We start from the raw sequence: 24,340 nt of genomic DNA, 5'->3' as shown, positions 1-24,340 counted from the left end.
ACCACGTTGTGGGCAGCCTTGGTAAAGACTAGGCCCTAGCCGAGTACCCGTACCTAGCCGGTATAGGCACGGTGCTGGGCATCGGTGACCTCAGCCGTCGTATTACCGTCACCCCATGCGTGTTACTTACGGGGTGACGGCGATTGTGCTGGCAGCGGGCGTTTTGACCGCCTGCGGCAGCGGTGACGGGCCGGAGAAAAGCGTCGATGCGTTCCTATCCGGGTGGCGTTCGGGCAATCTCGACGCGGTGGGTTTCATCGACCCGGGTGGGCAGAAGATCCCAGCCGGGGATGTGACGACCGACATCAAGGCACTCTCCGGTGAGCTCGCGGCCACACCGCCGGCACTCACCCGCGCGGGTGAGCCGTCGATCACACAGGACATCGCCACCAGCACGGTCAACGTCGACTGGACGCTGCCGGGCGGGGCGCACTGGACGTACCCGACCACGGTCCGGCTGAAGAAGGGCGCCGACGACAAGTGGCAGGTGATCTGGGAGCCGAAGGTCGTCCAGGACAAGCTCACGGATGGTGACGAGTTCGCGGTCGAACGGGAGACCGCCGACCGGGCCTCGATCCTCGACGGCGCCGGCAAGCCGGTCGTGGAGTCGCGCGAGGTGGTCGTGGTCGGCATCCAGCCCGACAAGGTCGCCGGCATGGAGCAGCTGGTCAAGGACCTGAACGCGGCCTTCAAGTCCGTGGGCGTCGAGGTCGACATCGCCGACCTGCCGGCCCGGGCGGCCGCCGCCGACCCGACCCACTTCGTCGAGGTGGTCACCCTCCGCAAGGAGGTCTACCTGAAGATCCGGCAACGGCTCCAGGACCTGCCGGGCACCCGCTTCCTCGACCAGGAGCGCTACCTCGCGCCGACCCGCGAGTTTGCCCGGGCGCTGCTCGGCACCGTGGACCCCGTCCAGAAAGAGGACCTCGACAACAATCCGGGCAAGTACGTCGTGGGCGACGTCATCGGACACGGCGGGCTCCAGGAGCGGTACGACGACCAGCTCCGCGGCGGGGTCGGGCAGATCGTGAAGATCGTACGCAAGACCGGCGAGGGCCCCGAAAAGTCCACCGAGGAGGTGGCTGAGGTGTTCAAGGCCGAGCCCAAGCCGGGTACCCCGCTGAAGACCACGCTCGACTCGAAGATCCAGCAGGCCGCCGACGCCGCGCTGCGCGGCAACCCCCGAGCGGCGGCGCTGGTGGCGGTGCGGGTACACGACGGGACGGTGGCCGCGGTCGCCAACACCGGTGACGTCAACCTCGCGTTCGACGCCTCGGTCCCGCCCGGCTCGACGTTCAAGATGGTCTCCGCGCTGGCGCTGCTGGACAAGGGCGCGGTCACGCTCGACACGAAGGTCGACTGCCCGAAGAACGCCACGGTCGACGGCCGGTCGTACAAGAACTCGCACAACATGGCCCTTGGCAGCGTGCCGTTCCGCGTCGACTTCGCCCGCTCGTGCAACACCGCCTTCATCGGCCTCGCCCCGAAGCTCGGCGACGACGGCCTGGCCACGACCGGCCGTGCGCTGGGGCTCGAGGGCAAGTGGGACATGGGCGTGAACGCGTTCACCGGCAAGGTCTCCACGGGTGGCTCGGCCACCGAGCGGGCCTCGGCCTCGTTCGGCCAGGGCACCACGGTGGTGAGCCCGCTGGCGATGGCAGCCGCCACCGCCGCGGTCGCCCGCGGCCAGTGGCAGCAGCCCGTGGTCCTGACCGACCCCGCACCCGCCGAGAAGGCGGCGCCCGGTCCCGAGCTCAACGCCGGCTCGGTCGAGGCCGTCCGCACGATGATGCGCGAGGTGGTCACGACCGGTACCGGGTCCGCGCTGAAGGACATTCCGGGCGAGCCTGTTTACGGCAAGACCGGTACCGCCGAGTTCGACAACAACCCCGCCAACACGCACGCCTGGTGGGTCGGCTGGCAGGGCGACATCGCGTTCGCGGTCTTCGTCGAGAAGGGCGGCGACAGCGGCACGAGTTCCGTACCGGTCGCCGAGAAGTTCCTGCGCGGCCTGGCCTGAGCACGTCCGCCCCGGCCCATCCCGGGCCGGGGCATGGCCGTCGGGGCAGTGCCGGGGATCAGGCGATCTCGGCCGGCGGTGGGCCCTTCTTGTTGCGGCGCAGGCGTCCCGGTCCGGCCTTCGCGGGCGGGCCGAACGGCTCGAACGCCGGCACCGGCATCGAACCCTTCCCCCGGCGCTCGCCCGGTCCGTCAGCGCTGCCCCGCGCGTCCGAGCCCTCCTCGGCGGCGGCCGGATCGGCCTCGTCGCTCGCGGGCGGCTCAGCCTTGCCGCCGTCGGGTGCGGGCGGCTTCGGCTCGTCGTCCTTCCACGCCGGCTCGGCCTCGCCACCTCGGCGCAGCTTCGCCGGGCCGGTGTCGGCGGACGGGCGCAGGCCGGCCTGGTCCTCGGCGGCGACCCGGCGCGCGGCCCGCTCCGCCGGTGTACCCCGCCGGGCGGCAAGGTCGGCGGCGACGTCCATCCATGCCGACTCCGCCTTGCGGCGCAGCACGGAATCCGGCTCGGCCTTCCACCGTCCACTGGAGTCCCGGCCGAGCTTCCTGCGCGGGGTGGGCTCCTGCGCCGGCATCTCAGGCCCGGCGGGCTCTTCCTCACGCGCCTCGCGCCCGCCGAGCTTCTCCTGCTCCTGGCGCTCTTCCTCCTGCGCGGGCGCCGAGTCGGCCGGCCCGGTAGTGGTGGCCAACCTTGCCTGGGGGTCGTCGTCGGGGGCCCTGCGCGCGGCCGGTGGCATCCGGATGCCCGCCGCCGCTGCGGCAGCGGCCATGACCTCAGCGGCGGCACTGTCGCCAAGGACCGGCGGGCGTGCCGCACCATCCGAAGTAGCGGCGCTCGACGTGCCGGCCGGGCCGGATGCCGTGCGGGCCACGGACCCGGACGCCATGAGCGCGCCGGACGTCGTGGCGGCGGCCATGCCGATGTCGGTCTCCGCATCCAGCGGCTTGCGCGCGGATGGTGCGACAAGCCCCGGCGTTGCCGGCTCGGCCTCGGGCTCGTCGGCCGCCGGCGTGGGCTCGGGCTCGTCGGCCGCCGGCGCGGGCTCGGACACGGCCTCCACCGCAGGCTCCGCCCAAACCGGAGCGCCGCCCGGCTCCGACATCGCACCCACGGTCGGCACCATCCACGACGGCGCGCCGTCCGGCGAAGCGCGCTCCGGCGTCCACGACGGCTCATCGTCCGGCGGCGGAGAAGGCTCGGGCACCGCTTCCACCGCGGGCGCCGGCCAGGCCGGCGCGCTGTCCGGGGCCTCGCTCGCCCAACCATCCGGCGCCGGGGGAAGCTCGACCACGGCGGCCGGGGCGGGACCACTGTGGACGGCGGGAGCACGGGCGGCGGCTCGACCATGCGGACCGGGGCCAGGCCGGCCACCAGCGTCTCGACGATCTCCGCGGCGTACGAGCCGTCCGGGTCGTAGTCGGGGTCGAAGACCGTGATCTCCACGCCCAGGCAGCGCGGGGTGTCGACGAGGCCGCTCAGCAGCAGCTCCAGCTCGGCGAACGCGATGCCGCCCGGGTCCGGGGCGTCGACCGCCGGCATCACCGCCGGGTCGAGCACGTCCACATCCACGTGCACCCAGTAGCCGGCGCAGTCGCTCAGCTGGTCACGGGCCCACTGCGCGGAGCGGGCCGCGCCCTCCACGCGCAGGGCGGGCACCGGGCGGGTGATGATGCCCGCCGCCTGGAGGTCGAGCCGGTACTCGTCCTGGGCGCGGATGCCCAGCACCACCACGTCGACGTCCCGGAAATACGGACGGCGGCCCTCGATGCCGGCGAGGTCCGCCTGCCCGCGACCGGTGGCCAGGGCCAGGTCCTCGCCCGCCGCGGCACCCACATACGAGGCGTTGCCGGGGTGGCGGAAGTCGGAGTGGCCGTCGACGAAGACGAGCCCGATCCGGCCGCCCACCACCTCCCCCTGCCGGTGCATCGCGATCGCGGAGCCGAGCAGGACGGAGCAGTCGCCACCCAGCACGACCGGAAACTCGCCGGCGTCGATAATCGAGCCGATGCGATCGGCAAGCGCGACCGAGTACGCCGCGATCTGCTCGGCGTGGCACACCCCGTCGCCCGGACGCCAGTCACCCGGGTCGTACCGAGGCGGGGTCAGGCAGCCCGCGTCACGGGCGGCGAGGCGGGCCACCAGGTCGTGGTCGCGCAGCGCGCCGGGCGCCTTCGCACAGCCCGGCACCGACGTCTCGGTCGGCGGGCGCAGGCCGAGGTTCGACGGTGCGTCGAGGATGGCGATACGGCGCATGGGCGACCGCTAGAAGAGGGCGCTCGCGAGGGCCCGCCGTGCGCTGGAGACCGCCGGGTCGTCGGGCCCGGCGATGGTGAACAGCGACAGCAGGTGCTTGCGGATCTCCTCGCGCTCGTCGCCAAAGGTGCGGCGGACCAGGTCGACCAGCCGCTTGTACGCCTGGTCGGCGAGGCCGCTGAGCACCTCGACGTCGGCCGCGAGCAACTGGGCGGCCACGTCGTCGGGCTTGGCCTCGGCGGCGGTGAGCGCGGCTCGCGGGTCGACGCCCACCACGCGGCGGGCCAGGGCGACGTGCGCCAGCCCCGCTTCGGCGGCGCTGTCGGCCGGCGACTCGGCGAGAATCTTCTTGTACGCCTGCTCGGCCGTGTCGAGGTCGCCGGTCATCAGCGCGTCGTCGGCATCGAGCAGCCGCGGGTCCTCCGGCGCGGCCGGCGGCTGCACGCCACCCGCCTTGAGTACCGCGTCGATCCACTGCCGCAGCTGCGGCTCGGGCACCACGCCGGTGAACGCGTCGACCGGCTGGCCGCCCACCACCGCATACACCATCGGGATGCCCTGCACCCGGAACATCTGCGCGATCCGCGGGTTGGTGTCGACGTCGACCTTGGCGAGCACCCAGGCGCCGTCACCCTCGACGGCCAGCTTTTCCAGGATCGGCGAGAGCTGCTTGCACGGCTGGCACCACTCGGCCCAGAAGTCGATGACGACCGGAGTGGTGAGAGACCGCTCCAGCACCTCGCTCTGGAACGTGGCCTCGGTGACGTCGATCACAGTGACACCGCCGCCGCCACCGCCAGGCGGACCACCGGGCGCGCCCGGTCGAGCCGGCGCATCGGTGCGGGTGGGGGCAGGTGCGGGAGTACGCAGCGCGCTGAGATCGACCGCGCCGCGGGTGAAGATCGACGGAGTGGTCCGTGGGTCGCTCATGGTTCCCTAGTCTCGCACGCGCGACCCTCCCGCGAACCCACCCAGCGCAGCAACAAGCTCACCCCAAAGAACGCTTTTCGGCGGACCTGCGGAGCACCACCGACACACCTACGGCGGCGGCGGTGAAGCCAAGTGCGGCGATAAGCGCCGGCAGCGCCGCGGCCGAGGGCGACGGCCAGCGCGGCAACCGCAGTACGAGCGAGTCGTCCACGAACACGGGCAGGTAGCCGCCGGCCAGCCACCACGCCGCGACCGCCGCCACCGCCCCGGTGACCAGCGCGGCCGCGACCACCGGCAGGTAGCTCCACAGTGCCGCCCGGCCCACCACCCGCGCGGGCAGGCCCTGGAGGCGCAGTGCGCGCATGTCCTCGGTGCTCCGCCGCCGGTCGACGGCCGCCATCAGAGCGAGGCCGCCGAGCCCGAGCAGCACCGCGAACCCGGCAGCGAGCAGGTGGAACCAGATCGCCAGCGCCGGCGCCCGCTTGTCGAGCAGCGCCCGCGCCTCGGCCACCGTGTCGTCGCCCGTGACCACCAGGCCCTGCTCGGCGAGGCGGTCGGCGACCCCGGCCGGGGCGTCCGGGCGGAGCCAGACCTGCGGCTGGGTGAGTCGCGTGGCGCCGAGGGTCTGGCGTTCGAGGTACTCCAGATCGGTCAGCAGCCCGTGCGCGCCGAGCCGGGGCAGCGTGGTCGCCTCGCTGACGACCCGCGGGACGGGCCGGTCGGCGTCGAGCCCGGTCAGCGCCACCGAGTCCGGGAGCTGACCGACCGGCACCACGGGCAGCGGAGTCGGCACGTCCGGCGGCAGCACCCAGGTCTCCTGCCGCGCGCCGGACGCGGTCGCGCTGACCGTGAGCCCGCCCGGCCCGGAAGTGATGTCGCCCTCGAAGACACCCTTCCACCCGCTCGTGGCCAGCTGCTCGGCGGAGACGAGGCCGGGCAGCTCGCGGATGACCATGGAGGTCTTCTCCGATCCGCTCCGCTCGTAGATGGCGTCGAAGCCGAGCAGGCGGCAGCCGGCGGCGCAAGCGCCCACCTCCGCCGTGTACGTGTGGACGCCCGGGTCGAGCACGCCGAACGTCATCCGTTCTGTCGGGCTTCCGTCGAGCGGCCGCAGCGACACGGCGAGCCGCAGCCGCCCCTCGGTCTGGCCGGGGTTGTCGAGGACGGCGGTGACGCGGGTGCCGCGCAGCACGTACGGCTCGGCGGTGGCCGGCCGCAGCAGCCGGGTCACGTCGCCGGGGCTCGGCCCGAACTCCGGCCGCCACACCGCGACCCGCTCCAGCCGCGTCGTGTCCACCGCCAGCATCGGGCGGCCCGCGGGGGTGGCCGGGGGCACCACGGCGGCGGCCATCGCGTACCGCCCGTCGGGGTCGACCTCGCGCACCGCGGCGAGCAGCTTGCCCGCGTCGACCGGCAGGACTGTGACCACGCGGTCGGCACCGGTCTCCACACTGGCCCGCTCGGCGCGGGAGCGGGACGCGACGTCGACCGCCATCGCGGCGAAGCCGAGCAGCGACACCGCCACCGCCAGCAGCACGAAGAGGCGGTGGCTGCCGGGGCGGCGGGTCACGTGCAGCGCGCCGAGGGCGACGCCCAGCCGGCCACGGCGCAGCGCGCGGGTGCCGAGCCGGCCGGCCAGCGGCATGAGCAGCCGGGCGGCCACGAGCGCGATGGCGACCGCGACAAGGGACGGTACGAGCAGGGACAGCCCCACAAGCTCGCCCTCGAAGCCGCGCAGCTGGAAGACCGCCACCACGGCGAGTACCACGACGATCGCCTCGACCGCGGTGGAGCGCCACGTGCCGGTACGGGCCGGCACCCGGCGGAGCAGGTCGGCGACCGGGCTGGCGAGCTGCTGCCGCTGGGCGAGCAGGGCGGCCAGCAGGGCACCGGCGGTGGCGAGGGCGGCGTACGGCAACGCGTCCGCGGAGAGGGTCAGCTCGCCGCCGCCGAAGCGGGCGCGGGCCACCAGCCAGACCGCGAGCGTGCCGACCAGGTACCCGAGCGGGGCACCGGCCAGGATCGCGAGCGTGCTCTCGCCCGCGCTCAGCCACCAGCGCACCGGCCGGCGGGCGCCGCGGAGGGCGACAAGGCCCAGCTCGTGGCGGCGACCGGCGGTGCCATACGCCACGGCGAGGAAGATGACGAACCAGCAGAGCCCGACGAGCGGTACCGCGGCCACCGGCACCACCCGGCGGGCCAGCGCCTGGGACCGGTCGATGCGGTCGAGCAGCCCGTCGAGCTCGGTGGCGAGCTGGGCGAAGAACACGGATGACCCGCCCCCGGCGCCGACCAGCTCACCGCGCAGGTCGGCGACGTCGGCGCGGACCTCGTCGAGGTGGTCGGCGTCGAGCGCGCCCGGCCCCGGCACCGCTTCCACGACCCGCATGTCCTGGCCGTGGTCGACGCCGTCGGCGGTCTGCCGGTTGACAAGGAGCGGCTCGCGCTCGCTGTCGGGGCTGCCGGGCGCGAAGTACCCCGACCGTCCCCAGTAGCCGTCCGCGACGTCGAGCGGCTGGTAGACGCCGACGACGGCGAGCTTGGTCGGCACGCCGGCTGGCACCCAGCGAAGGGTCGGCTCGCTGTAGGTGGCCCAGGTGATGGTGATCGTGCCACCCGGCGCCAGGCCAAGCCGGCGCGCGGTGCTCTCGCCGATCACCGTCTCGCCGGCCCCCATCAGGCACCGCCCGGCGACTATCCGCAGGTGGGGGCAGACGTCGGAGCGGAATACGAGCCGGGAGATGGTCGGGCCGGGCTCCACGCCGAGCACCACGAAGGTCGTCGAATAGACAACCTCGAACCGGTCCACGTCGAGGGTCCGCGGTACGACCGAGTCGAAGCCCTCCGCGGTGATCTCCTCCTCTTCGCCCACGAACGCGGAGACGCTGATCGTCTGCTCCATCCGGTCCGACTCGCCCACCTCGGTCTGCGCCACCGCGCGGTCGACCGCGCGCAGGTAGGTCGGTCCGGCCACGGCCGCGCCGGTGGCGAAGAGGCTGAGCAGCAGCACCGTGACGGCCTGCACCCGGCGGGCGGCGAGCATGGCGAACACCAGCGCGATCATGTGCGACCACCCGTCGCCCGTACCAACTGTCCGGCGGCCACCGCGCCGGTCGCCCCGAGCACGACGAGCCCGCCCAGCGCGGCCACGAGCAGCGCGGGCGCCTGCGGGCCGGTGGGTACCGGGAGCACGGCCCAGTCGTCGACGAACACCGGTACCGCCGCCTCGACCAGCGTCCCACCGAGCGCCGCCGCCGCGATGCCGATCACCACGCCGGCGAGCACCAGCACCGCGTACCCGCCGTATGCGATAAGCCGTACCGCCCGCAGCGACAGCCCTTGCGCGCGCAACGCGGACAGCTCGGCCGAGCGGTCGGGCCGCTCCACCGCCGCGGCCACGGCCAGCGCGAGCGCGGCGAGCAGCACGCCGAGCGCGCCGGCCAGGAGCTGGAAACGGAGGGCGAGCGGCGGGCCCTGCTCCCCGTACTGGTCGAGGGCAGAGCCGATCGAGTCGTCGGCGAACGTGGCCAACCCCTGCTCGCGCAGGCGGTCGACGACGCTGTCCGGCGCGCCGGGGGCCAGCCACACCTGCGCCTCGTCGCCAAGGCCGGGGTCGAGGGTGAGGCGGTCCGCGTACTCCAGGTCGACGAGATAACCCCGCTCCGCCACCTGCGGCAGCGCGGTCACCACGCCGGCGAAGCGCACCGGCACCTCCTCGCCGCCGAAGAGGGAGAGCCGTGGATCCCCGGATGGCCCGCTCGGTGGGGCGAGGCGGGTGTGCGCCACCGGCAGCGGCACCGGCGAGTCGACAATGTAGACCCGGCCCGTGCGGGTGACACCGGTCGTCGTGACCTGAGGCGGCGTCGTCAGCTCCAGGGCGCCAGCGGCCGCGGCGACCGTGGGGCCACGCACGTCGCCCCGGACCGGGCCGCGCCACCGGCTCGCGTCGGCCAGCGCGGCCACCGGGGCGCCGCCGTCGGTCAGGTCATGGATCCGCACCGTGCGGTCCGCCGGGGTGTCGCCGACCGCCGCGGGGGTGGCCAGCTCGATCGCGGCCAGCCGGCATGCACCGCCACAACCGGAAAGATCCATATGGTACGGCCGGCGGCCGGCCGCCAACTGTCCAAAGTTGACGGTCAACGGGGTGCCGCCGGCGCTCACCAGGTGCACGAGGGCACCGACCGGGCCACCCTCGCCGACCACCTCGGCGTCCAGCACAAGCTGCCCGTCGCCGAGGTACACCGGCTCCGGTGCCTCGGGCCGCAGCTGCCGGAGCAGATCGGGTAGCTGTGGCCCGTACTCCTCCTGCCAGCTGGCGACCCGCGCGAACCGCTCGCTGTCGACGGCGAGCACCACCTTCCCGGCCTCGCCCGTCCCATTGAGCACGACGGCGGCGGCCTGCGTGCCCGAGGGGTCGGCGGCCCGGACGGCGGCCAGCAGATGGGCGCGGCTGAGCGCCTGGACGGTGATCACGCGGTCGGCACCGACGTCGTGGGTCGCCCGCTCCTCCCGCGCGGTGGCCGCGGCCGACCACCCGCTGGCGGCCGACCCGAGCAGCGCGACGGAGACCGCGAGCAGCGCGAACACCCGGTGCGTGCCGGGCCGCCGGGCCAGGTGCGTCGCGGCCATCGCCAGCGGGAGCCGCCCAGCCCGCAGCGCGCGGTGGCCGACCCGCACGGCCAGCGGCCCGATCGCGCGGGCCGCGACAAGCGCGACGGCGAGCCCGACCAGCGCGGACGCGACGAGCACCAGGCCAGTCGACTCGCCAGGGTCGCGGTCGGTGACATACGCCTGGTAGACCCCGGCCACGGCGACGACAACCACGATGAGGTCAAGCACGTCGGCCCGCCACCCGCGGCGCCGCGCGGGCACGTGGCGGAGCAGGTCGATGACGCCGGCGCCCATCCCGCCCCGGTCGGCGGCCACGGCGGCGACAAGCGCGCCCAGGACCGCCGCGCCCCCGGCGGCCAGTGAGAGTGTGGTGGCGTAGCCCACCCGGTCGGGGTCGACCTCGCCGAGCAGGCGGGCGAGGCCGAAGCCGGCGGCGGCGCCGGCGACCGCCCCGGCCAGCATCGGCAGCACGCTCTGCTGGAACACCAGCGCCCACACCCGCCACCGTGCCCCGCCGCGGAGCTTGAGCCAGCCGATATCGGGGCGGCGCTGCTCGGCGCTGTGCCGCACGGCGAAGAAGAGCGCGAACCAGCAGAGCAGCAGCAGCTGCACCGCCGCGATGCTCACGCCGAGGTTGACCAGCCACTGCTCGCGCTCGACCCGGCTCACCAGCGCCGGCGCTCGGCTCTCCACCCGCCACTGGGCGCCGGCCTGGTCCTGCTGGCGGTCGATCTCGGCGGCCAGGTCGTAGCCGTCGAGCCCCAGGTACGCCTCGACCGGGACCACCACGTGGTACTCCGCGAACAGCTCCGCCACCTGGGTCGAGGCCACCGTCTCGGCCGTCGTGAAGACCGGGTCACCGGCGCCGGCGGCCGTGTCGGTACCGGACGCGCGGCCCAGGACGCTGGCCGCCCAGTAGGGGCCGAGCGGGTCGCGGACCTGGTAGGTGCCGGTGACCCGCAGCTTGACCGGGGACTTGCCGGCCACCGCGAACGTGACCGTGTCGCCCGCCGCCAGCCCGAAGCCGCTCGCCGTACGGTCGCTGACCAGCGCCTCGCCGGCCGCGGTGGGGCAGGCACCCACGAGCGTGAGGTGCGCGCACATCTCGTCGCGGAAGGCGACGGTGGCCGCCTGCCCACCACCCTCGTACACCAGCTGGCCGGAGACCCGCACCGACGCGGTGCCGCTGCCGCCGCGGATGTCGACGATGCGGCCCGCCTCGGCCCGCACGGCGGCGTCCGCGTCCGGGCGGGTCTCCACCCGCGCGGTGGCCAGCACGACGCGCTGAACCGCCGGGGCGCCGGTGACGTCGGCGATCGCGACCGAGCGGGCGGCGGAGACCACATACCACGGGGCGGCGGTCGCGGCGGCGACGGCGAGCGCGGTCAGCAGGAACAGCGTGGCAGCCTGCGCCCGGCGTGCCCGGATCGCGCCAAGCACCACCGCAAGCATGCGGAGACCTTAAACCGGGGATGCGATCGAATTCGATCCCGCGAGCGGCCTTCCAAGGTCACGATTCGGTCTGGCTACCGCCCACCACAAGGGTGACCGAACCGTCGACATGGTCGACCGTGAAGAGCGTGCCGGGTGGAAACTCGCCGAGCACCTCGGGCGGCAGCTGGATCGTGCCGTCGCCGGCCACCACCGCGAAGTCCTGCCCGTCGCGCCCCTCGGCGCCCACCCGCCCGTCGCGGATCGTCACCGCCCGCCCGAGCCGCGCGCCGACCTCGGCGTCGTGGGTCACGACCACGATCGTGGTACCGCGCTCCGCGTTGACCGTCTCCAGCGCGCCGAGCACCTCGTCGCGGCCGTGGGTGTCGAGCTGGCTTGTCGGCTCGTCGACGAGCAGCAGCCCGGGCGACGCGGCGATGCCCACCGCGAGCGCGGCCCGCTGCCGGGCGCCGGGTGGCAGGTCGCCGATCTTCGCGTTCGCCTTGCCCCGCAGCCCGACCAGGTCGAGGATCCGCTCCGGGTCGTCCAACTCGATACCGGCGGTACGGGCCGCGCGGCGCTGGGCCAGCCAGACGTTGCGGTGCAGCGTCGCGTACGGCAACAGGTTGCGCGCCGCGCCCTGTAGCACCACGCCGATCTCGGTACCGCGCAGCCGGGAGATCTCCGCGTCGGTGAGCTTGCCCAGGTCGTACGTGCCGACGCTGACCCGCCCCGCGGACGGACGCATCAGGCCGCCGAGCAGCGCGACAAGCGTGGACTTGCCGGAGCCGGACGGGCCGACGAGTGCGAGCATCTCGCCCGGGTTGATGGAGAGGTCGACGCCGGAGAGCGCCACCACGTCGCCACCCTCGGCCCGGTAGATGTGCACCACCCGCCGGCAGGCGACCGCGAGTCCAGTCATGGCTGCTACGGCTGGTAGCCGGCGGCCCGGGCCTCGTCGCCGCCGACCGGGCCGGCGTCCTCCACGTGTACGTCGTCGACCCGGATATTCACCTCGGTGACCTCGAGCCCGAGCAGGTTTTCCACCGAGCTGATCACCTTGGCGCGGACCTTCTCGGTCACGGAGTGCACCACGAAGCCGTACTCGATCACGAGGGTGATGTTGATGACCGCGGTGCGCCCCTCCAGCCGCACCGACATGCCCCGGTCGGCGTCCTCGTCGGCGTCGCCGAGGCCGATCCGCTCCTTGACGTTGGCGAAGAAGCGGGCGACGTCGCCACCCAGGTCATATACGCCCGGCACCTCGCGGGTGGCGATGCCGGCGATCTTCTCGACCACCTCGTCGGCGATCGAGGTGGTGCCCCGCTCCGCGGCGAGCTCGGCGTTGTTGCGCAGCCGCTCGACAACCTGCGACGCGACCCGCCCGGATGCCGCTGTGGCCCGCTCGACCGCGTCGCCGGCCCGGTCCACCGCGTCGCTGATCTTCTCGCTGACCTTGGCGGCGGCGCCGTTGCTCTCGGCCTCGGGAGCGGGAGTCGGGGCCGGCGTGGTGGCCGCGGGGGTCTCAGCCGGGACCGCGGGAGCCGCCGAGGGGGCCGGCGTGGCCGGGGACGCGGTCGGGGTGGCCACGGGTGCCTGGGCGGCCGTCTCGTCGGGTGTGCTCTCCTGGCGCTGCGCCGGCACGTGAGCCGCTACGTCAGTCATGACTTCTCCCCCTGTGTCACTGGCGGGCCGCTGCGACCGGAGCGTACCCGCCACAGGCGAACGCGGGGAGTGCCGTGACGCCCCGTTATTAGGCGCGTACAAGCTCCGCGCGGCCGTCGACGAGATGCAGCTCGGCGTCACAAGAGGCCGCCGCTTCTGGGTCGTGCGTAGCGAAGACCACCGCCGCGCCCCGCCCGGCCTCGTCGTGCAGCAGCTCGAGCACCCGCTGCCGGTTGGCCGCGTCCAGCTCGCTGGTCACCTCGTCGGCGAGCAGCACTCCGCCGCCGAGCGCCAGCCCGCGCGCGATCGCGGTGCGCTGCTGCTGGCCGCCGGAGAGCTCCTCGACGAGCTGGTCGGTCTGCCCGGCCAGCCCGAGCCGCTCCAGCGCGGCCGCGGTCAGCCGCCGCGCCTCGGCCGGGGAGACCCCGGTGGCGATGAGCGCGACCTGGAGGTTTTCGCCAGCGGTCAGGATCGCGGCGAGCCCATTGTCCTGCGGGACGAGCACGACGCCCCGGGCGACCGCGTGGTCACGGTCGCGCAGCGCCTGCCCGTCGACGGTCACGCTGCCCGCCGCGGGTGGGAGCAGGCCGGCCATCGCCGAGAGCAGCGTGGTCTTGCCCGCGCCCGAGGGGCCGGTTACCGCGAGCACCCGGCCGGGCTCCGCACTGACAGAGACGTCGCGCAGGACCGGCTCGCCCCGCCCGTACGCGACCGAGAGCCCATCGACCACCACCGTCGTACCCACGGGAAGAGAGTAGCCAAGTGAGGCCGCGGCGCCGGACTACGGGACCTTGATGATGAGAGCGTCGCCCTGGCCGCCGCCGCCGCAGAGAGCCGCCGCGCCTGTGCCGCCGCCGCGCCGCTTGAGCTCAAGGGCAAGCGTGAGTACAAGGCGGGCGCCGGACATGCCGATCGGGTGGCCCAGCGCGATCGCGCCGCCGTTGACGTTGACGATGTCGGGGCTGACCCCGAGCTGGCGGGTGGAGGCGACGCCGACCTGCGCGAACGCCTCGTTGATCTCGATGAGGTCGAGGTCGGCCACGCTCATGCCGGCCTTGCCGAGCGCCTGCTCGATCGCGTTGGCCGGCTGGAGGTGCAGCGAGTTGTCGGGGCCGGCCACGTTGCCGTGCGCGCCGATCTCGGCCAGCCAGGACAGACCCAGCTCCTCGGCCTTCGCCTTGCTCATGACCACGACCGCGGCCGCGCCGTCGGAGATCGGCGACGAGCTGGCCGCGGTGATCGTGCCGTCCTTGGCGAACGCGGGCCGCAGCTTGCCCAGCGACTCGACCGTGGCGTCCGGCCGGATGCCCTCGTCCTCCGCGATCACGATCGGGTCGCCCTTCCGCTGCGGCACCTCGACCGGCGCGATCTCGTCGGCGAACGCACCGTTCTTCTGTGCCGCCGCCGCGCGCTGGTGACTGGCCGCGGAGAAGGCGTCCTGCTCCTCGCGGCTGACGCCGTACCGCGTGCCGTGCCGCTCGGTCGACTCGCCCATCGAGCAGGCGTCCCACGGGTCGGTGAGGCCGTCCAGCGCCATGTGGTCGCGGATCACCACGTCGCCGTACTTGTATCCCTGGCGCTGCCCGACGAGCAGGTGCGGCGCGTTGGTCATCGACTCCATGCCGCCGGCGACCACGATGTCGAACTCGCCGGCCCGGATCAGCTGGTCGGCGAGCGCGATCGCGTCGAGGCCGGAGAGGCAGACCTTGTTCACCGTCAGCGCGGGTACGGTCATCGGGATGCCGGCGTTGACCGCGGCCTGGCGCGCGGGGATCTGGCCGGCGCCGGCCTGGAGCACCTGTCCCATGATCACGTACTGCACCTGCTCGGGGGCGACCCCGGCCCGCTCCAGCGCCGCCCGGATGGCGAAGCCGCCGAGCGCCGTGGCCGGAAAGTCCTTGAGGTTGCCGAGCAGGCGACCCATCGGCGTACGCGCGCCACTCACGATCACGGAGCCGGTCATTTTGCTCACCCTCCCGTACCTACTTAACGGTCGTTCGGTCAGACTAACGCTATGACTGAGCGCGACCACGGTGAGCCCGTTGCCGACTATGTCACAGGCATCGGCCTGCTTCGTATCGACCACGTCGGCGTAGCGGTGGCCGACCTCGACGAGGCCATCGACTTCTACGCGCGGGTCTTCGGCATGCGCTGCGTATGCCGGGAGACGAACGAGCAGCAGGGTGTCGAGGAGGCCATGCTCGCGGTCGGCCCGGACCCGTCCGGTGGGCAGCTCCAGCTCCTGGCGCCGCTCTCGCCAACGTCCACGATCGCGAAGTTCCTGGAGCGGCACGGGCCGGGCGTGCAGCAGGTGGCGTACACAGTGACGGACGTCGAGGCGGCCAGCGCGCGGCTGCGCGAGCGGGGCATGCGCCTGCTGTACGACGAGCCGCTGCGGGGTACCGGTGGCTCGCGGATCAACTTCGTACACCCGAAGGACGCGGGCGGGATCCTCGTCGAGCTCGTCGAGCCGCCGCGGACTGGCTCCTGAAATCCACGGCCACTGTCCACTTTCAAGGCTGGGATCAACCGCTTCCGGGAGCGGTGATCACATCCTCATTCACCCGAAAAGATGACCTTATAAGTGGGGACGACATGGGGCCGTACGGCCTTGCGAAGCCCCCCGGTGAGTCTGCCAGTATGTCCCAATGCCCCAGCAGCAGCAGCAGTCCTCCCTCGCGTTCTTCGAAAACGCGAACTCGCAACATGACTTCACCGTCGTCCTACGGGGGTACGACCGTGGGCAGGTCGACGACTTCGTCGGCCGGCTCAGTGCCGCTCTGACCCAGTCCGAGCAGGCCCGCGGCGAGGCCGAGCAGCGTATGAACGATGCGCAGCGCCGGCTCCGTCAGGCCGAGCAGCGCCTCGGCTCGCTCGAGCAGAAGCTCACCGACACCAACAAGCAGCTCGAGGAAAACAGCCGGCCGACCCTTTCCGGTCTGGGCACGCGGGTCGAGCAGATCCTGCGGCTGGCCGAGGAGCAGGCCAACGACCACCGCGGCGAGGCCAAGCGCGAGTCGGAGGGCATCCTGTCCGCCGCGCGCCTGGAGGCTCGCGAGATCACTGACAAGGCGCGCGCCGAGGCCGCCGCGATGAAGGCGACCGCCGAGCGTGAGGCCGGCCAGGTGCGCACCGCCTCCGAGCGCGAGGCCGCCGAGGTTCGCGTGCAGGCCCGCCGCGAGGCCGACACGCTGCGCGCCGACGCCGACCGCGAGACCAAGCAGCTGCGCACGGTCACCGCGCACGAGGTGGCCGAGCTCAAGTCCACCGTGGAGCGTGAGGTCGCCACCCTGCGCGCCACCGCCGAGCGGGAGATCACCCAGCTCCGGGCCAAGGCCGCCCGTGAGGCCGAGGAAAAGCGCGCCGAGGCGACCAAGCTGCTGACCGACGCCCGCGACAAGCGCGACAAGGACCTCCAGGCACTCGCGCTGGAGCTCGCCGAGCGCCGCGAGAAGTCGGAGCGCGAGGAGTCCGAGCGGCACGCCGCCCAGGTGGCCCAGACGCAGAAGCTTGTCGCCGAGGCCGAGGAGCGCGCCCGCGCCGCCGAAGATCGGGCCAAGGAGATCGAGCAGCGCGCCGAGGCCCGCCGGGTCGAGTCCGAGCGCAACGCCAGCGAGACGATCGACAAGGCCAAGGCCCTGGCGGAAAAGACCCTCAACGAGGCCCGTGCCGAGTCGCACCGTCTCGTCAGCGAGGCCCGCACCGAGGCCGAGCTCACCACCCAGGCAGCACGGCGCGAGGTCGAAGACCTCACCCGCCAGAAGGACGCGGTCACCGCTCAGCTCGGCCAGATGCTGTCCGGCCTCGCGGGCATCGTGCCCACGGCGCCGCAGGCGGCCAAGGCGGACGACAAGTCCGGCAAGGGCGACGGCGAGCGCGTCAACGCGGGTGCGGCGAGCTGAGGCCGCGGTCCTGACAGCTGAGTAGGGTCACGGCATCGCGGGGCAGATGCGACCGATCGCAGGCCGTACCGGTTCGCCGGTGCGGCCTGCGTTGGCGTCCTCCTCACCCCGCACGGTGGTAGTGGCGCGCGTCCCTCGGCCGAATGGTGTGTATCCAGGCGCCGTTCAGCCGAGCGTGTGAGGATGGGTGGCATGTCGCACGGCGGAGAGCTCTTTGGTCTGAGTGATGGTGTGTCGGCGGAGCCGACTTTCGAGTCGGCCATGCGGGGCTACGACAAACGCCAGGTAGACCGCTACGTCGCTCGCGCCGAGGGAGAGATAGCCACGCTCGCCACAGAGCGCGAGCAGGCTTACGCGCAGATCCAGAGCCTGGCCGCCCAGGTGGAGCAGCTACAGGCCGAAGTGGTCAATGTGCGGCGCCAGGCGGCGACCGTCGACAAGATCTCGTTTCGCCACCTCGGGCCCCGGGTGGAGCAGATCCTGGCGATGGCGGAGGAGCAGGCCGAGGCGATCCTGGACAGTGCCGGCGAGGAGCTCGCCGAGCGGCGGGCCGAGGCGGATCGGGCGCTGCTAGAGGCACGGGCACGCGCCGCCGACGCGGTGCGCGACTTCGAGATCGCGCTGGCCGCCCGCCGCTCCGACGAGGAAAAGGCCTCCGCGGAGCGCCGCGCCACCGCTGAGGCGGCGGTGGCCCAGGCGCAGGAGCAGGCCGAGGCGATCCTGGGGAGCACGCGCGACCAGGCCGCCCAGATGCGCACCGAGGCGGAGGCCGGGCTGACACACGCACGCCAGGAGGCGCACCGGATGCGCGCCGAGGCGGAGGCCGGGCTGGCACACGCGCGCCATGAGGCGCAGCGGCTGAGCGCGGAGGCGACTGAGTTCGCCGAGCGGTCCCGGGCGGAGACCGAGGCGTTCGTCCAGTCCGTGCGCGGCCAGGCCCAGCAAGAGCTGGCCCAGTGGCGCGGGAGCGTCGAGCAGGAGATCAACCAGCGCCAGGCCGACTTCGACCGCGAGTTCACGCAGCGGCGGACGGCGGCCGAGCAGGAGTTCTCCCAGCGGCGGGCGGCGGCCGAGCAGGAGTTCACGCAGTGGCGGGCAAACATCGAGCAGCAGGTCGCCGCGCGGAGTGCCGAGGCCGAGCGCTACGCGACCGAGGTCCGGCGCCAGGTCGAGGAGCAGGCCGCCACGGTCCGGCGGGATGCCGAAGAGCACGCCTTGGACATCCGGCGCAGGACCGAGGAGCAGGCCGCGACGGCGCAGGCCCACCTCGCCGCGACGCAGTCGCACCTCGCTTCGACGCAGAAAGAGACCGCCGCCGCCGGCCACCTCCTCGGCGACGTGCAGGATCAGGTGGCACAGGCCCAGCAGGCGCTCGCCGAGGTCAAGCAGCAGACGGTGGCGACCCGCCAGGAGGGCGACCAGTTCCGGCGCACGCTCAATGAGGTACAGGCGCAGCTCGCCGCCGAGCGGCAGCGGCTCTCCGACGCGCAGCGCACGACTGAGGAGGCCGAGCGCAAGGTGATCGAGGCAAAGGTGACGGTCAAGAAGGCCAGCGACGCCGCTGCCGAGGTGAGCGAGCCGCTCGCCGCCGAGTCCGATTCGGAGAAGACCCAGGTGGTGAGCGCCGGCCTCACGGACGGCGAGTCCGGCGCCGAGGGCGCTGAGAAGCCCGACGCCGAGGAGTCCGCTGAGGAGCGGACGGAGACTCCCCAGAGGGTCGGCTGACCCTTTCCTCACCCTCGCCGTACGAGCCCGCCGCCGGGTCGCGCCACAACGACCGGTACAACATCATCGAGCGCGCGTCCTCGGCGGTCACCGCGGACAACATCACCCGCGCGCTCGGTGGCGTCCTCGGTGGAGCCTCGCTTGTGTTCGGCACGGTGTTCCGCCAGATCGGGGCGACGCTGGGCGCGGTCGTTGTCAGCCTTGTCGGCTTCGCCAACTCGCTCACCGTCGGGATCGCCTGCATAGTCTTCTTCACCATCTATCAGCAGGTGGAAAACTATCTGATCTACCCGAAGGTGATGCGCCGTTCGGTGGAAGTCAGCGACGTCGCGGCGATCGTGGCGGCCCTGCTCGGCGCCGCCCTCTTCGGTGTCATCGGCACTCTCGTCGCCATCCCAGCGGTCGCCGCGGTACAGCTCATCCTGCGTGAGGTTGTGGTTCCTCGCCAGCAGGAGCGCTGAGTCCACCCGGTCGGCCGGTACCCCTGTCACGTTCCAGACAGTCGAATCGGACCGGCAACGGGTTTTCATAGCATCTAGCAGTTCGCTGGACCCGTCTGGCGGTCTTTGTTTTTCTTCGGCTTCGGCACGCTCAGCGGGAGGGGCGCCTGTGCGGGCACATCAGTTTTCTCGGGACGCGGTGATCGTCGGAGGATGCGGACGGGTGGGCCTGCCACTCGGCATCGCGCTCGCCTCGCGCGGGCTCTCCGTGACGCTGTACGACATCAACGCGGCCGCGGTGGCGACGGTCAACGACGGCGTCATGCCGTTCGACGAGGAGGGGGCCGCCCCGCTGCTCACCGAGGTGGTCGGCGCGGGCCGGTTGGTCGCCACGACCGACCCGGCGAGCGTCGCCGCCGCCGAGCACGTCGTTGTCGTGGTCGGTACGCCGGTCGACGAGCACCTCAACCCTGACCTCGGCGCGGTGCCGCGGGCGCTGGAGCGGTGCGCCGAGCACCTGCGCGACGGCCAGCTCGTGATCCTGCGCTCCACCGTCTACCCAGGTGTGACCGCGCTGACCGAAAAGCTCCTCGCCGGCCTCGGCGTCGGCGTCGACGTGGCCTTTTGCCCCGAGCGGATCGCCGAGGGCAAGGCGCTCACCGAGCTTTTCGACCTGCCGCAGATCGTCTCCGCGCGTACGCCCGATGTGGTCGGTCGCGCCGAGAAGTTCTTCCGCAATCTGACCGACCAGATCGTGCCGCTCGAGCCTGAGGAGGCTGAGCTGGCGAAGCTGTTCACGAATACGTGGCGGTACATCAAGTTCGCGACGGCGAATCAGTTTTGGATGATGGCGAACGATTTCGGGTTGGATTTTGCCCGGATTCGGCATGCGATCACGTTCGATTATCCGCGGGCGGCGGATTTGCCGATGCCGGGGTTTGCGGCGGGGCCGTGTCTGTTCAAGGACACGATGCAGTTGGCGGCGTTCAACCGAAACAACTTCGTGCTCGGTCATTCGGCGATGCTTATCAATGAGGGTCTGCCGTTGTACCTGGTGTCGCGGTTGGAGGACAGCTACGACCTGTCGTCGATGACGGTCGGGATCCTGGGTATGGCGTTCAAGGGTGGCAGCGACGACCCGCGTGAGTCCCTCGCCTACAAGCTGCGGAAGATCTTGTCGTTGAAGGCGCGGGAGACGCTGTGCACGGATCCGCACATCAAGGACGAGCGGTTCCTGCCGTTGGATGAGGTGTTGGCGAAGGCGGATCTGCTGGTGATCGCCTGCCCGCACAAGGAGTACGCGGAGCTGGAGACGGCGACGCCGGTGGTGGACATGTGGGGCCTGACCGGCCAAGGCGTCCGGGTATGAGCATCACGCCGCGGATCTCTGTCGTCATCCCGGTCTACAACGAGGGCGAAGCGATCATCCGGTGCATGGAGCGCATCCTGCGCGAGGTCATGCTCCCGAGCGAGATCCTTCTCGTGCACGACATGCCCGAGGACACCACCGTGCCGTACGCGCTGCGGATCGCCGAGTCGCACCCGCAGGTGCGGCCGGTGCTCAACACGTACGGGCGGGGCCCGGCGAACGCGATCCGCTTCGGCATCGACGCGGCCCGCGCGCCGGTCACCGTGGTGACGATGGCGGACGGATGCGACGACCCGCGGCAGATCGACGACCTTGCCCGCTTGGTCGAGCGCGGGGTCGTGGTGGCCGCCGCGTCGCGGTACATGCCGGGCGGGCAGCAGGTCGGTGGGCCGCGGCTCAAGCGGATGATGTCGCGCTGGGCAGGCCGCACCCTGTACGGGTTCACCCGCGTTGGCACTCGTGATGCGACGAACAGTTTCAAGGCGTACGACACGGAGTTCGTGCGCAAGGTGGGGATCGAGTCGCGTACCGGTTTCGAGATCGGGCTGGAGTTGACCGCCAAGGCGGGGCGACTGCGCCTGCCGGTCGCCGAGATCCCGACCATCTGGCTGGACCGCCAGCTCGGCGAGTCCCACTTCGACCTGGGCCGGTTCCTGCCGTCGTACCTGCGGTGGTACCGGTTCGCGTACGGGCGCAAGCTCACCATGGAGCAGATCGCCAAGCGCCGGGCACGCCAGGTCGAGCTTGAGGCCGTTTCCGCACCGTCAGTCCCCGCGTCACTCAGCTAGGAGCACATTCTCGTGTCAAAGGTTCTGGTTACCGGTTCGGCCGGGTTCATCGGTGGTTACGTGGTGGAGGAGTTGCTTCGCCGTGGCCATGAGGTGGTCGGGTTGGACAACTTTTCGAAGTATGGGCCGGTGACGCACAGCTACGACGACAATCCGGGGTACCGGTTCGTCGAGGGTGATGCCCGGGACACCGCGTTGGTGACCGAGTTGGCCGCGGACTGTGATCATTTCATCGCGGGTGCGGCGATGATCGGTGGGATCTCCTACTTCCACGCCTACGCCTACGACCTGCTGGCGACGAATGAGCGGATCATGGCCGCGTCGTGTGACGCCGCGATCGCCGCGCACCGGGACGGCCGGCTGTCGAAGGTGACGTACATGTCGTCGTCGATGGTGTTCGAGTCGACGACGCACTGGCCCTCCGCGGAGGGTGACGAGCGGCAGGTGCCGCCGCCGTTGTCGTCGTACGGGTTTCAGAAGTTGGCGGTGGAGTACTACGCGCGGGCGGCGTGGGAGCAGTACAAGCTGCCGTACACGATCGTGCGGCCGTTCAACTGTGTCGGCATCGGTGAGGGCCGCGCGTTGGGTGAGGCCGAGGTGCTGTCGGGGAATGTGAAGCTGGCGATGTCGCACGTGGTCCCGGACCTGGTGCAGAAGATCGTCAAGGGGCAGGACCCGCTGCACATCCTGGGCGAGGGCAACCAGGTACGGCACTACACCTACGGCGCTGACCTGGCGGCCGGGATCGTGGTCGCGATGGAGCACCCGGCGGCGGTGAACGAGGACTTCAACCTCTCGACCGCGGAGTCGACCACGGTGCTGGAGTTGGCCGAGGTGATCTGGCGGAAGATCAAGGGCCCGGACGTGCCGTTCCGGTACGTGTCGGACGACCCGTTCGAGTACGACGTGCAAAAGCGGGTCCCGGACGTGACCAAGGCCCGTGAGGTGCTCGGGTTCGAGGCCACCACCAGCCTCGACACGATGCTCGACGAGGTCATCCCCTGGGTCACCCAGGCCGTACACGACGGACGGCTGTGACCATCACGGAGACCCTGTTCGCGGCGCCGGCGCGGGTGGAGACCGCCCGCCCGGCCCGCTGGCGGGGAGTCGCCATCGGCGCGGCCGCCGTCGCCGCTGGCACCGCGCTCGGTCTCCTGCGGCAGCCGGGTGCTGGCGCGCTCGACACGATCTGGGCCGAGGACGGCGGCATCTTCCTCGCCGAGGCGGTGCGCCAGGGCCCGTTCGACGCGCTTCTCACGTCGTACGCCGGCTACTTCCACGTCGTACCCCGCCTGATGGCCGCGATCGCGCTGCTCTTCCCGGCCGGCGCCGTCTCGACGGTGCTGGCGCTCCAGGCGGCGCTGGCGGTGTCGCTGCTGGCCGTGCTCGTGTACGTGGCCAGCGGCAGCCACCTCACCGGCACGCTCTCCCGCGTACTCGTCTCGGCCGTCGTCGTGGTCGTCCCGGTCGCGCAGGGCGATGTGCTCAACTCCATCGCCAACTTCCACTGGTACGGCCTGTACGCGCTCTTCTGGATGCTTGTCTGGACACCGTCCCGACCCGCCGGCCGCGCGCTGGCCGTGGCGGTGACGTTCCTCGTGGCGGCCAGCGACATCGTGGCCGTCGTCTTCGTCCCGCTCGCCCTGTGGCGCGTCCTGCGCCGGCCGGACGGCGAGGCCCGCCGCGAGTGGCACGGCATCGCGCTGACCGGTGGGCTCGGTGCGGGCCTGCTCATCCAGTTCGCCGGCCTGCTGAGCGGCTCGAGCGAGCGGGAGCTCACCCCCGACCCGGTCCTCGCCGTCACCGGCTTCCTGCTCCGCGCGGTGCCTGCCCCGCTGATCGGCGAACGCTGGCTCGGCGACGACGTCGACACCCGCTGGGTCGCACTGGCCGCGATTGCCTGGCTGGTGGTGGGCGCGGCGCTCCTCGTCGCGTACACCCGCCGCACCCGCCCGGCCTGGACCCTCGCCGTGGTGGCCGGGCTGCACGCGGCCGCGCTCTACATGGTGCCGGTGCTGCTCTCCGGCACGGCGACCCCGCGCTACGCCGTGGCGCCCGCGATGCTCGTGGTCACCGCGCTGGTCGCACTGCTACAGCCGGCCGGCTCGCGCGTCCCGCTGTACGCCCTGACCGCGCTGCTCGCCCTGGTGGCCGCGGTCAACCTCCGCGTCGACAACACCCGCGCGGACGGCCCCTTGTGGAGCGACGAGCTAGACCGTGCCCGCACCGCCTGCGCCACCACCGACCAGGCCACCGTGCCGATCACCCCGCGCGACCAGACCCCGCCATGGCAGGTCCGCGTCCCCTGCGACTACGTCCGCTAAAGATCCAACGACGAAAGACCTGAGCTACCGCGACGTCCGCGGTGGTCCAGACCGCGGTCTGGACCACGGCGGGCGTCGCGGTAGCTCGGATCTTCTAAGGGCTTAAGGGCTTCAGGGTGAGAGGCGGGCGTAGACGTCGCCGGAGCGGCCTAGGGGGCGGAGGCGGTCCATCAGCTGGCGCAGCTCGGCGGCGTCCAGCCACTTGTCGCTGACCAGCCGTGAGGTCTCCACGGGCGAGTAGTTGTAGCGGTAGCCGCCGGCGGTGGCGCCGAGCTTGTCGACCAGCTCCAGCACGGCGATCGACGCGTCGTACGCGGACGGCAGGTACTCGAACGAGAGTGCGCGGACCGGGCGACTGAGGCCGGCCAGCACCTCGGCCTCGAAGCCCTCCACGTCGATTTTGCAGAAGGCGGGCTCGCCGTGTGTCGCGATCAGCTCGTCGAGCGTGGCGACCTGGACCTCGACCGAGCGGTCCCAGCGCACCTTGCGGAAGCTGCTGTCCGCCGACACCGACTCCATCCAGTCGGTGGACATCGACGAGACGGTCGGGGTCGCGCTGGAGAGCGCCAGGCGGGCGGTGCCCGGCTCGGCGCCGACCGCGCCCGGGAAGATCGTGACGCCCTTGTCCCGGGCGAAGAACAGGCGGAGCACCCGCAGGCAGTCGGGCTGGGGCTCCACGGCTACGACACGCGCGCCAAGCTTGCGCCAGGCGCGCACCCGGCTCCCCACATGGGCGCCGATGTCGAAGCCGATGTCGCCCGGCCCGAGAAACTGCGCGTACAGCAGCCGCATCCGCCGGTGCTTGGCCGGCTGGCCGTGATAGATCACCAGGGATCGCGCGATCCCCCAGGCACGGTCAAGCATGCCCAGACGCTACCGCGCCCCGCG

17 protein-coding genes and 2 pseudogenes are annotated in these 24,340 nt (G+C 72.4%); 9 read left to right on the top strand and 10 right to left on the bottom strand.

Annotation, left to right across the window (positions count from 1 at the left end; translation table 11 throughout):
- The first annotated feature begins 115 nt into the window (after positions 1–115).
- Positions 116–2,020, top strand: coding sequence for a penicillin-binding transpeptidase domain-containing protein (locus tag Pflav_RS39790; RefSeq protein WP_173041695.1), 1,905 nt, complete (start codon positions 116–118; stop codon positions 2,018–2,020).
- Positions 2,021–2,078: 58 nt separating this feature from the next.
- Here the strand turns inward: Pflav_RS39790 and Pflav_RS39785 are convergent, their stop codons facing one another.
- The 9 genes and pseudogenes from Pflav_RS39785 to Pflav_RS39745 all read right to left on the bottom strand — a co-directional run bounded on the left by Pflav_RS39785 (position 2,079) and on the right by Pflav_RS39745 (position 14,867).
- Entirely contained in the window at positions 2,079–3,305 is a 1,227-nt protein-coding gene (locus tag Pflav_RS39785; RefSeq protein WP_173041694.1) for a hypothetical protein, read from the bottom strand.
- Positions 3,245–4,267: pseudogene (locus tag Pflav_RS39780) on the bottom strand (arginase family protein); the annotation flags it as partial. The pseudogene Pflav_RS39780 and the gene Pflav_RS39785, both read right to left, overlap by 61 nt.
- Before the next feature lie 9 nt (positions 4,268–4,276).
- On the bottom strand, positions 4,277–5,197 hold the full coding sequence (locus tag Pflav_RS39775) for a tetratricopeptide repeat protein (RefSeq protein WP_173041693.1): 921 nt from the start codon (positions 5,195–5,197) through the stop codon (positions 4,277–4,279).
- A gap of 58 nt (positions 5,198–5,255) precedes the next feature.
- The gene (locus Pflav_RS39770) at positions 5,256–8,261 is read right to left on the bottom strand and encodes a hypothetical protein (protein ID WP_173041692.1); all 3,006 of its coding nucleotides are present in this window, start codon (positions 8,259–8,261) and stop codon (positions 5,256–5,258) included.
- Positions 8,258–11,260 carry an ABC transporter permease gene (locus tag Pflav_RS39765; protein ID WP_173041691.1) on the bottom strand — a complete coding sequence of 1,001 codons (3,003 nt, stop codon included), beginning with the start codon at positions 11,258–11,260 and terminating at the stop codon, positions 8,258–8,260. The genes Pflav_RS39770 and Pflav_RS39765 overlap by 4 nt, the downstream gene beginning before the upstream one ends.
- A gap of 58 nt (positions 11,261–11,318) precedes the next feature.
- Positions 11,319–12,161, bottom strand: a complete 843-nt coding sequence (locus tag Pflav_RS39760; RefSeq protein ID WP_173041690.1) for an ABC transporter ATP-binding protein — start codon at positions 12,159–12,161, stop codon at positions 11,319–11,321.
- A 5-nt stretch (positions 12,162–12,166) separates the two neighbouring features.
- The gene (locus Pflav_RS43000; RefSeq protein WP_180201301.1) at positions 12,167–12,904 is read right to left on the bottom strand and encodes an Asp23/Gls24 family envelope stress response protein; all 738 of its coding nucleotides are present in this window, start codon (positions 12,902–12,904) and stop codon (positions 12,167–12,169) included.
- 88 nt (positions 12,905–12,992) lie between these two features.
- Positions 12,993–13,649 carry an ABC transporter ATP-binding protein gene (locus Pflav_RS39750; protein ID WP_173041689.1) on the bottom strand — a complete coding sequence of 219 codons (657 nt, stop codon included), beginning with the start codon at positions 13,647–13,649 and terminating at the stop codon, positions 12,993–12,995.
- A 36-nt stretch (positions 13,650–13,685) separates the two neighbouring features.
- Positions 13,686–14,867 carry an acetyl-CoA C-acetyltransferase gene (locus Pflav_RS39745; RefSeq protein ID WP_173041688.1) on the bottom strand — a complete coding sequence of 394 codons (1,182 nt, stop codon included), beginning with the start codon at positions 14,865–14,867 and terminating at the stop codon, positions 13,686–13,688.
- Between the two features lie 51 nt (positions 14,868–14,918).
- On the opposite strand from Pflav_RS39745, the gene mce reads away from it, so the two are divergent.
- The 8 genes and pseudogenes from mce to Pflav_RS39705 all read left to right on the top strand — a co-directional run bounded on the left by mce (position 14,919) and on the right by Pflav_RS39705 (position 23,452).
- Positions 14,919–15,395, top strand: a complete 477-nt coding sequence (mce, locus tag Pflav_RS39740) for a methylmalonyl-CoA epimerase (RefSeq protein WP_173041687.1) — start codon at positions 14,919–14,921, stop codon at positions 15,393–15,395.
- A 157-nt stretch (positions 15,396–15,552) separates the two neighbouring features.
- Complete coding sequence (locus Pflav_RS39735) at positions 15,553–16,806, top strand: DivIVA domain-containing protein (protein ID WP_173041686.1); 1,254 nt, start codon at positions 15,553–15,555, stop codon at positions 16,804–16,806.
- Positions 16,807–17,067: 261 nt separating this feature from the next.
- Positions 17,068–18,531, top strand: coding sequence for a coiled-coil domain-containing protein (locus Pflav_RS39730; RefSeq protein ID WP_173041685.1), 1,464 nt, complete (start codon positions 17,068–17,070; stop codon positions 18,529–18,531).
- Positions 18,532–18,695: 164 nt separating this feature from the next.
- Positions 18,696–18,992, top strand: a pseudogene (locus Pflav_RS39725) (AI-2E family transporter); the annotation flags it as partial.
- A gap of 148 nt (positions 18,993–19,140) precedes the next feature.
- On the top strand, positions 19,141–20,340 hold the full coding sequence (locus Pflav_RS39720; protein ID WP_173042903.1) for a nucleotide sugar dehydrogenase: 1,200 nt from the start codon (positions 19,141–19,143) through the stop codon (positions 20,338–20,340).
- Complete coding sequence (locus Pflav_RS39715; protein WP_173041684.1) at positions 20,337–21,128, top strand: glycosyltransferase family 2 protein; 792 nt, start codon at positions 20,337–20,339, stop codon at positions 21,126–21,128. Before Pflav_RS39720 ends, Pflav_RS39715 begins: the two co-directional genes overlap by 4 nt.
- 12 nt (positions 21,129–21,140) lie before the next feature.
- Positions 21,141–22,166, top strand: a complete 1,026-nt coding sequence (locus tag Pflav_RS39710) for an NAD-dependent epimerase/dehydratase family protein (RefSeq protein WP_173041683.1) — start codon at positions 21,141–21,143, stop codon at positions 22,164–22,166.
- Positions 22,163–23,452 carry a hypothetical protein gene (locus Pflav_RS39705; RefSeq protein WP_173041682.1) on the top strand — a complete coding sequence of 430 codons (1,290 nt, stop codon included), beginning with the start codon at positions 22,163–22,165 and terminating at the stop codon, positions 23,450–23,452. Before Pflav_RS39710 ends, Pflav_RS39705 begins: the two co-directional genes overlap by 4 nt.
- Before the next feature lie 111 nt (positions 23,453–23,563).
- Here the strand turns inward: Pflav_RS39705 and Pflav_RS39700 are convergent, their stop codons facing one another.
- Positions 23,564–24,316, bottom strand: coding sequence for an FkbM family methyltransferase (locus Pflav_RS39700; protein ID WP_173041681.1), 753 nt, complete (start codon positions 24,314–24,316; stop codon positions 23,564–23,566).
- Positions 24,317–24,340 lie beyond the last annotated feature (24 nt).

Source organism: Phytohabitans flavus, from assembly GCF_011764545.1.
In the GTDB taxonomy this organism is placed as follows: Bacteria; Actinomycetota; Actinomycetes; order Mycobacteriales; family Micromonosporaceae; genus Phytohabitans; species Phytohabitans flavus.
This window is presented reverse-complemented; position numbering and strand designations above follow the sequence as displayed.

Excerpts from the sequence above, each read along its gene's own strand:
- Pflav_RS39790 (WP_173041695.1), top strand. The coding sequence starts at position 116 with ATGCGTGTTACTTACGGGGTGACGGCGATTGTGCTGGCAGCGGGCGTT.
- Pflav_RS39775 (WP_173041693.1), bottom strand. The coding sequence starts at position 5,197 with ATGAGCGACCCACGGACCACTCCGTCGATCTTCACCCGCGGCGCGGTC.
- Pflav_RS39770 (WP_173041692.1), bottom strand. The coding sequence starts at position 8,261 with ATGATCGCGCTGGTGTTCGCCATGCTCGCCGCCCGCCGGGTGCAGGCC.
- Pflav_RS39765 (WP_173041691.1), bottom strand. The coding sequence starts at position 11,260 with ATGCTTGCGGTGGTGCTTGGCGCGATCCGGGCACGCCGGGCGCAGGCT.
- Pflav_RS39760 (WP_173041690.1), bottom strand. The coding sequence starts at position 12,161 with ATGACTGGACTCGCGGTCGCCTGCCGGCGGGTGGTGCACATCTACCGG.
- Pflav_RS43000 (WP_180201301.1), bottom strand. The coding sequence starts at position 12,904 with ATGACTGACGTAGCGGCTCACGTGCCGGCGCAGCGCCAGGAGAGCACA.
- Pflav_RS39745 (WP_173041688.1), bottom strand. The coding sequence starts at position 14,867 with ATGACCGGCTCCGTGATCGTGAGTGGCGCGCGTACGCCGATGGGTCGC.
- mce (WP_173041687.1), top strand. The coding sequence starts at position 14,919 with ATGACTGAGCGCGACCACGGTGAGCCCGTTGCCGACTATGTCACAGGC.
- Pflav_RS39735 (WP_173041686.1), top strand. The coding sequence starts at position 15,553 with ATGCCCCAGCAGCAGCAGCAGTCCTCCCTCGCGTTCTTCGAAAACGCG.
- Pflav_RS39730 (WP_173041685.1), top strand. The coding sequence starts at position 17,068 with ATGCGGGGCTACGACAAACGCCAGGTAGACCGCTACGTCGCTCGCGCC.
- Pflav_RS39715 (WP_173041684.1), top strand. The coding sequence starts at position 20,337 with ATGAGCATCACGCCGCGGATCTCTGTCGTCATCCCGGTCTACAACGAG.
- Pflav_RS39700 (WP_173041681.1), bottom strand. The coding sequence starts at position 24,316 with ATGCTTGACCGTGCCTGGGGGATCGCGCGATCCCTGGTGATCTATCAC.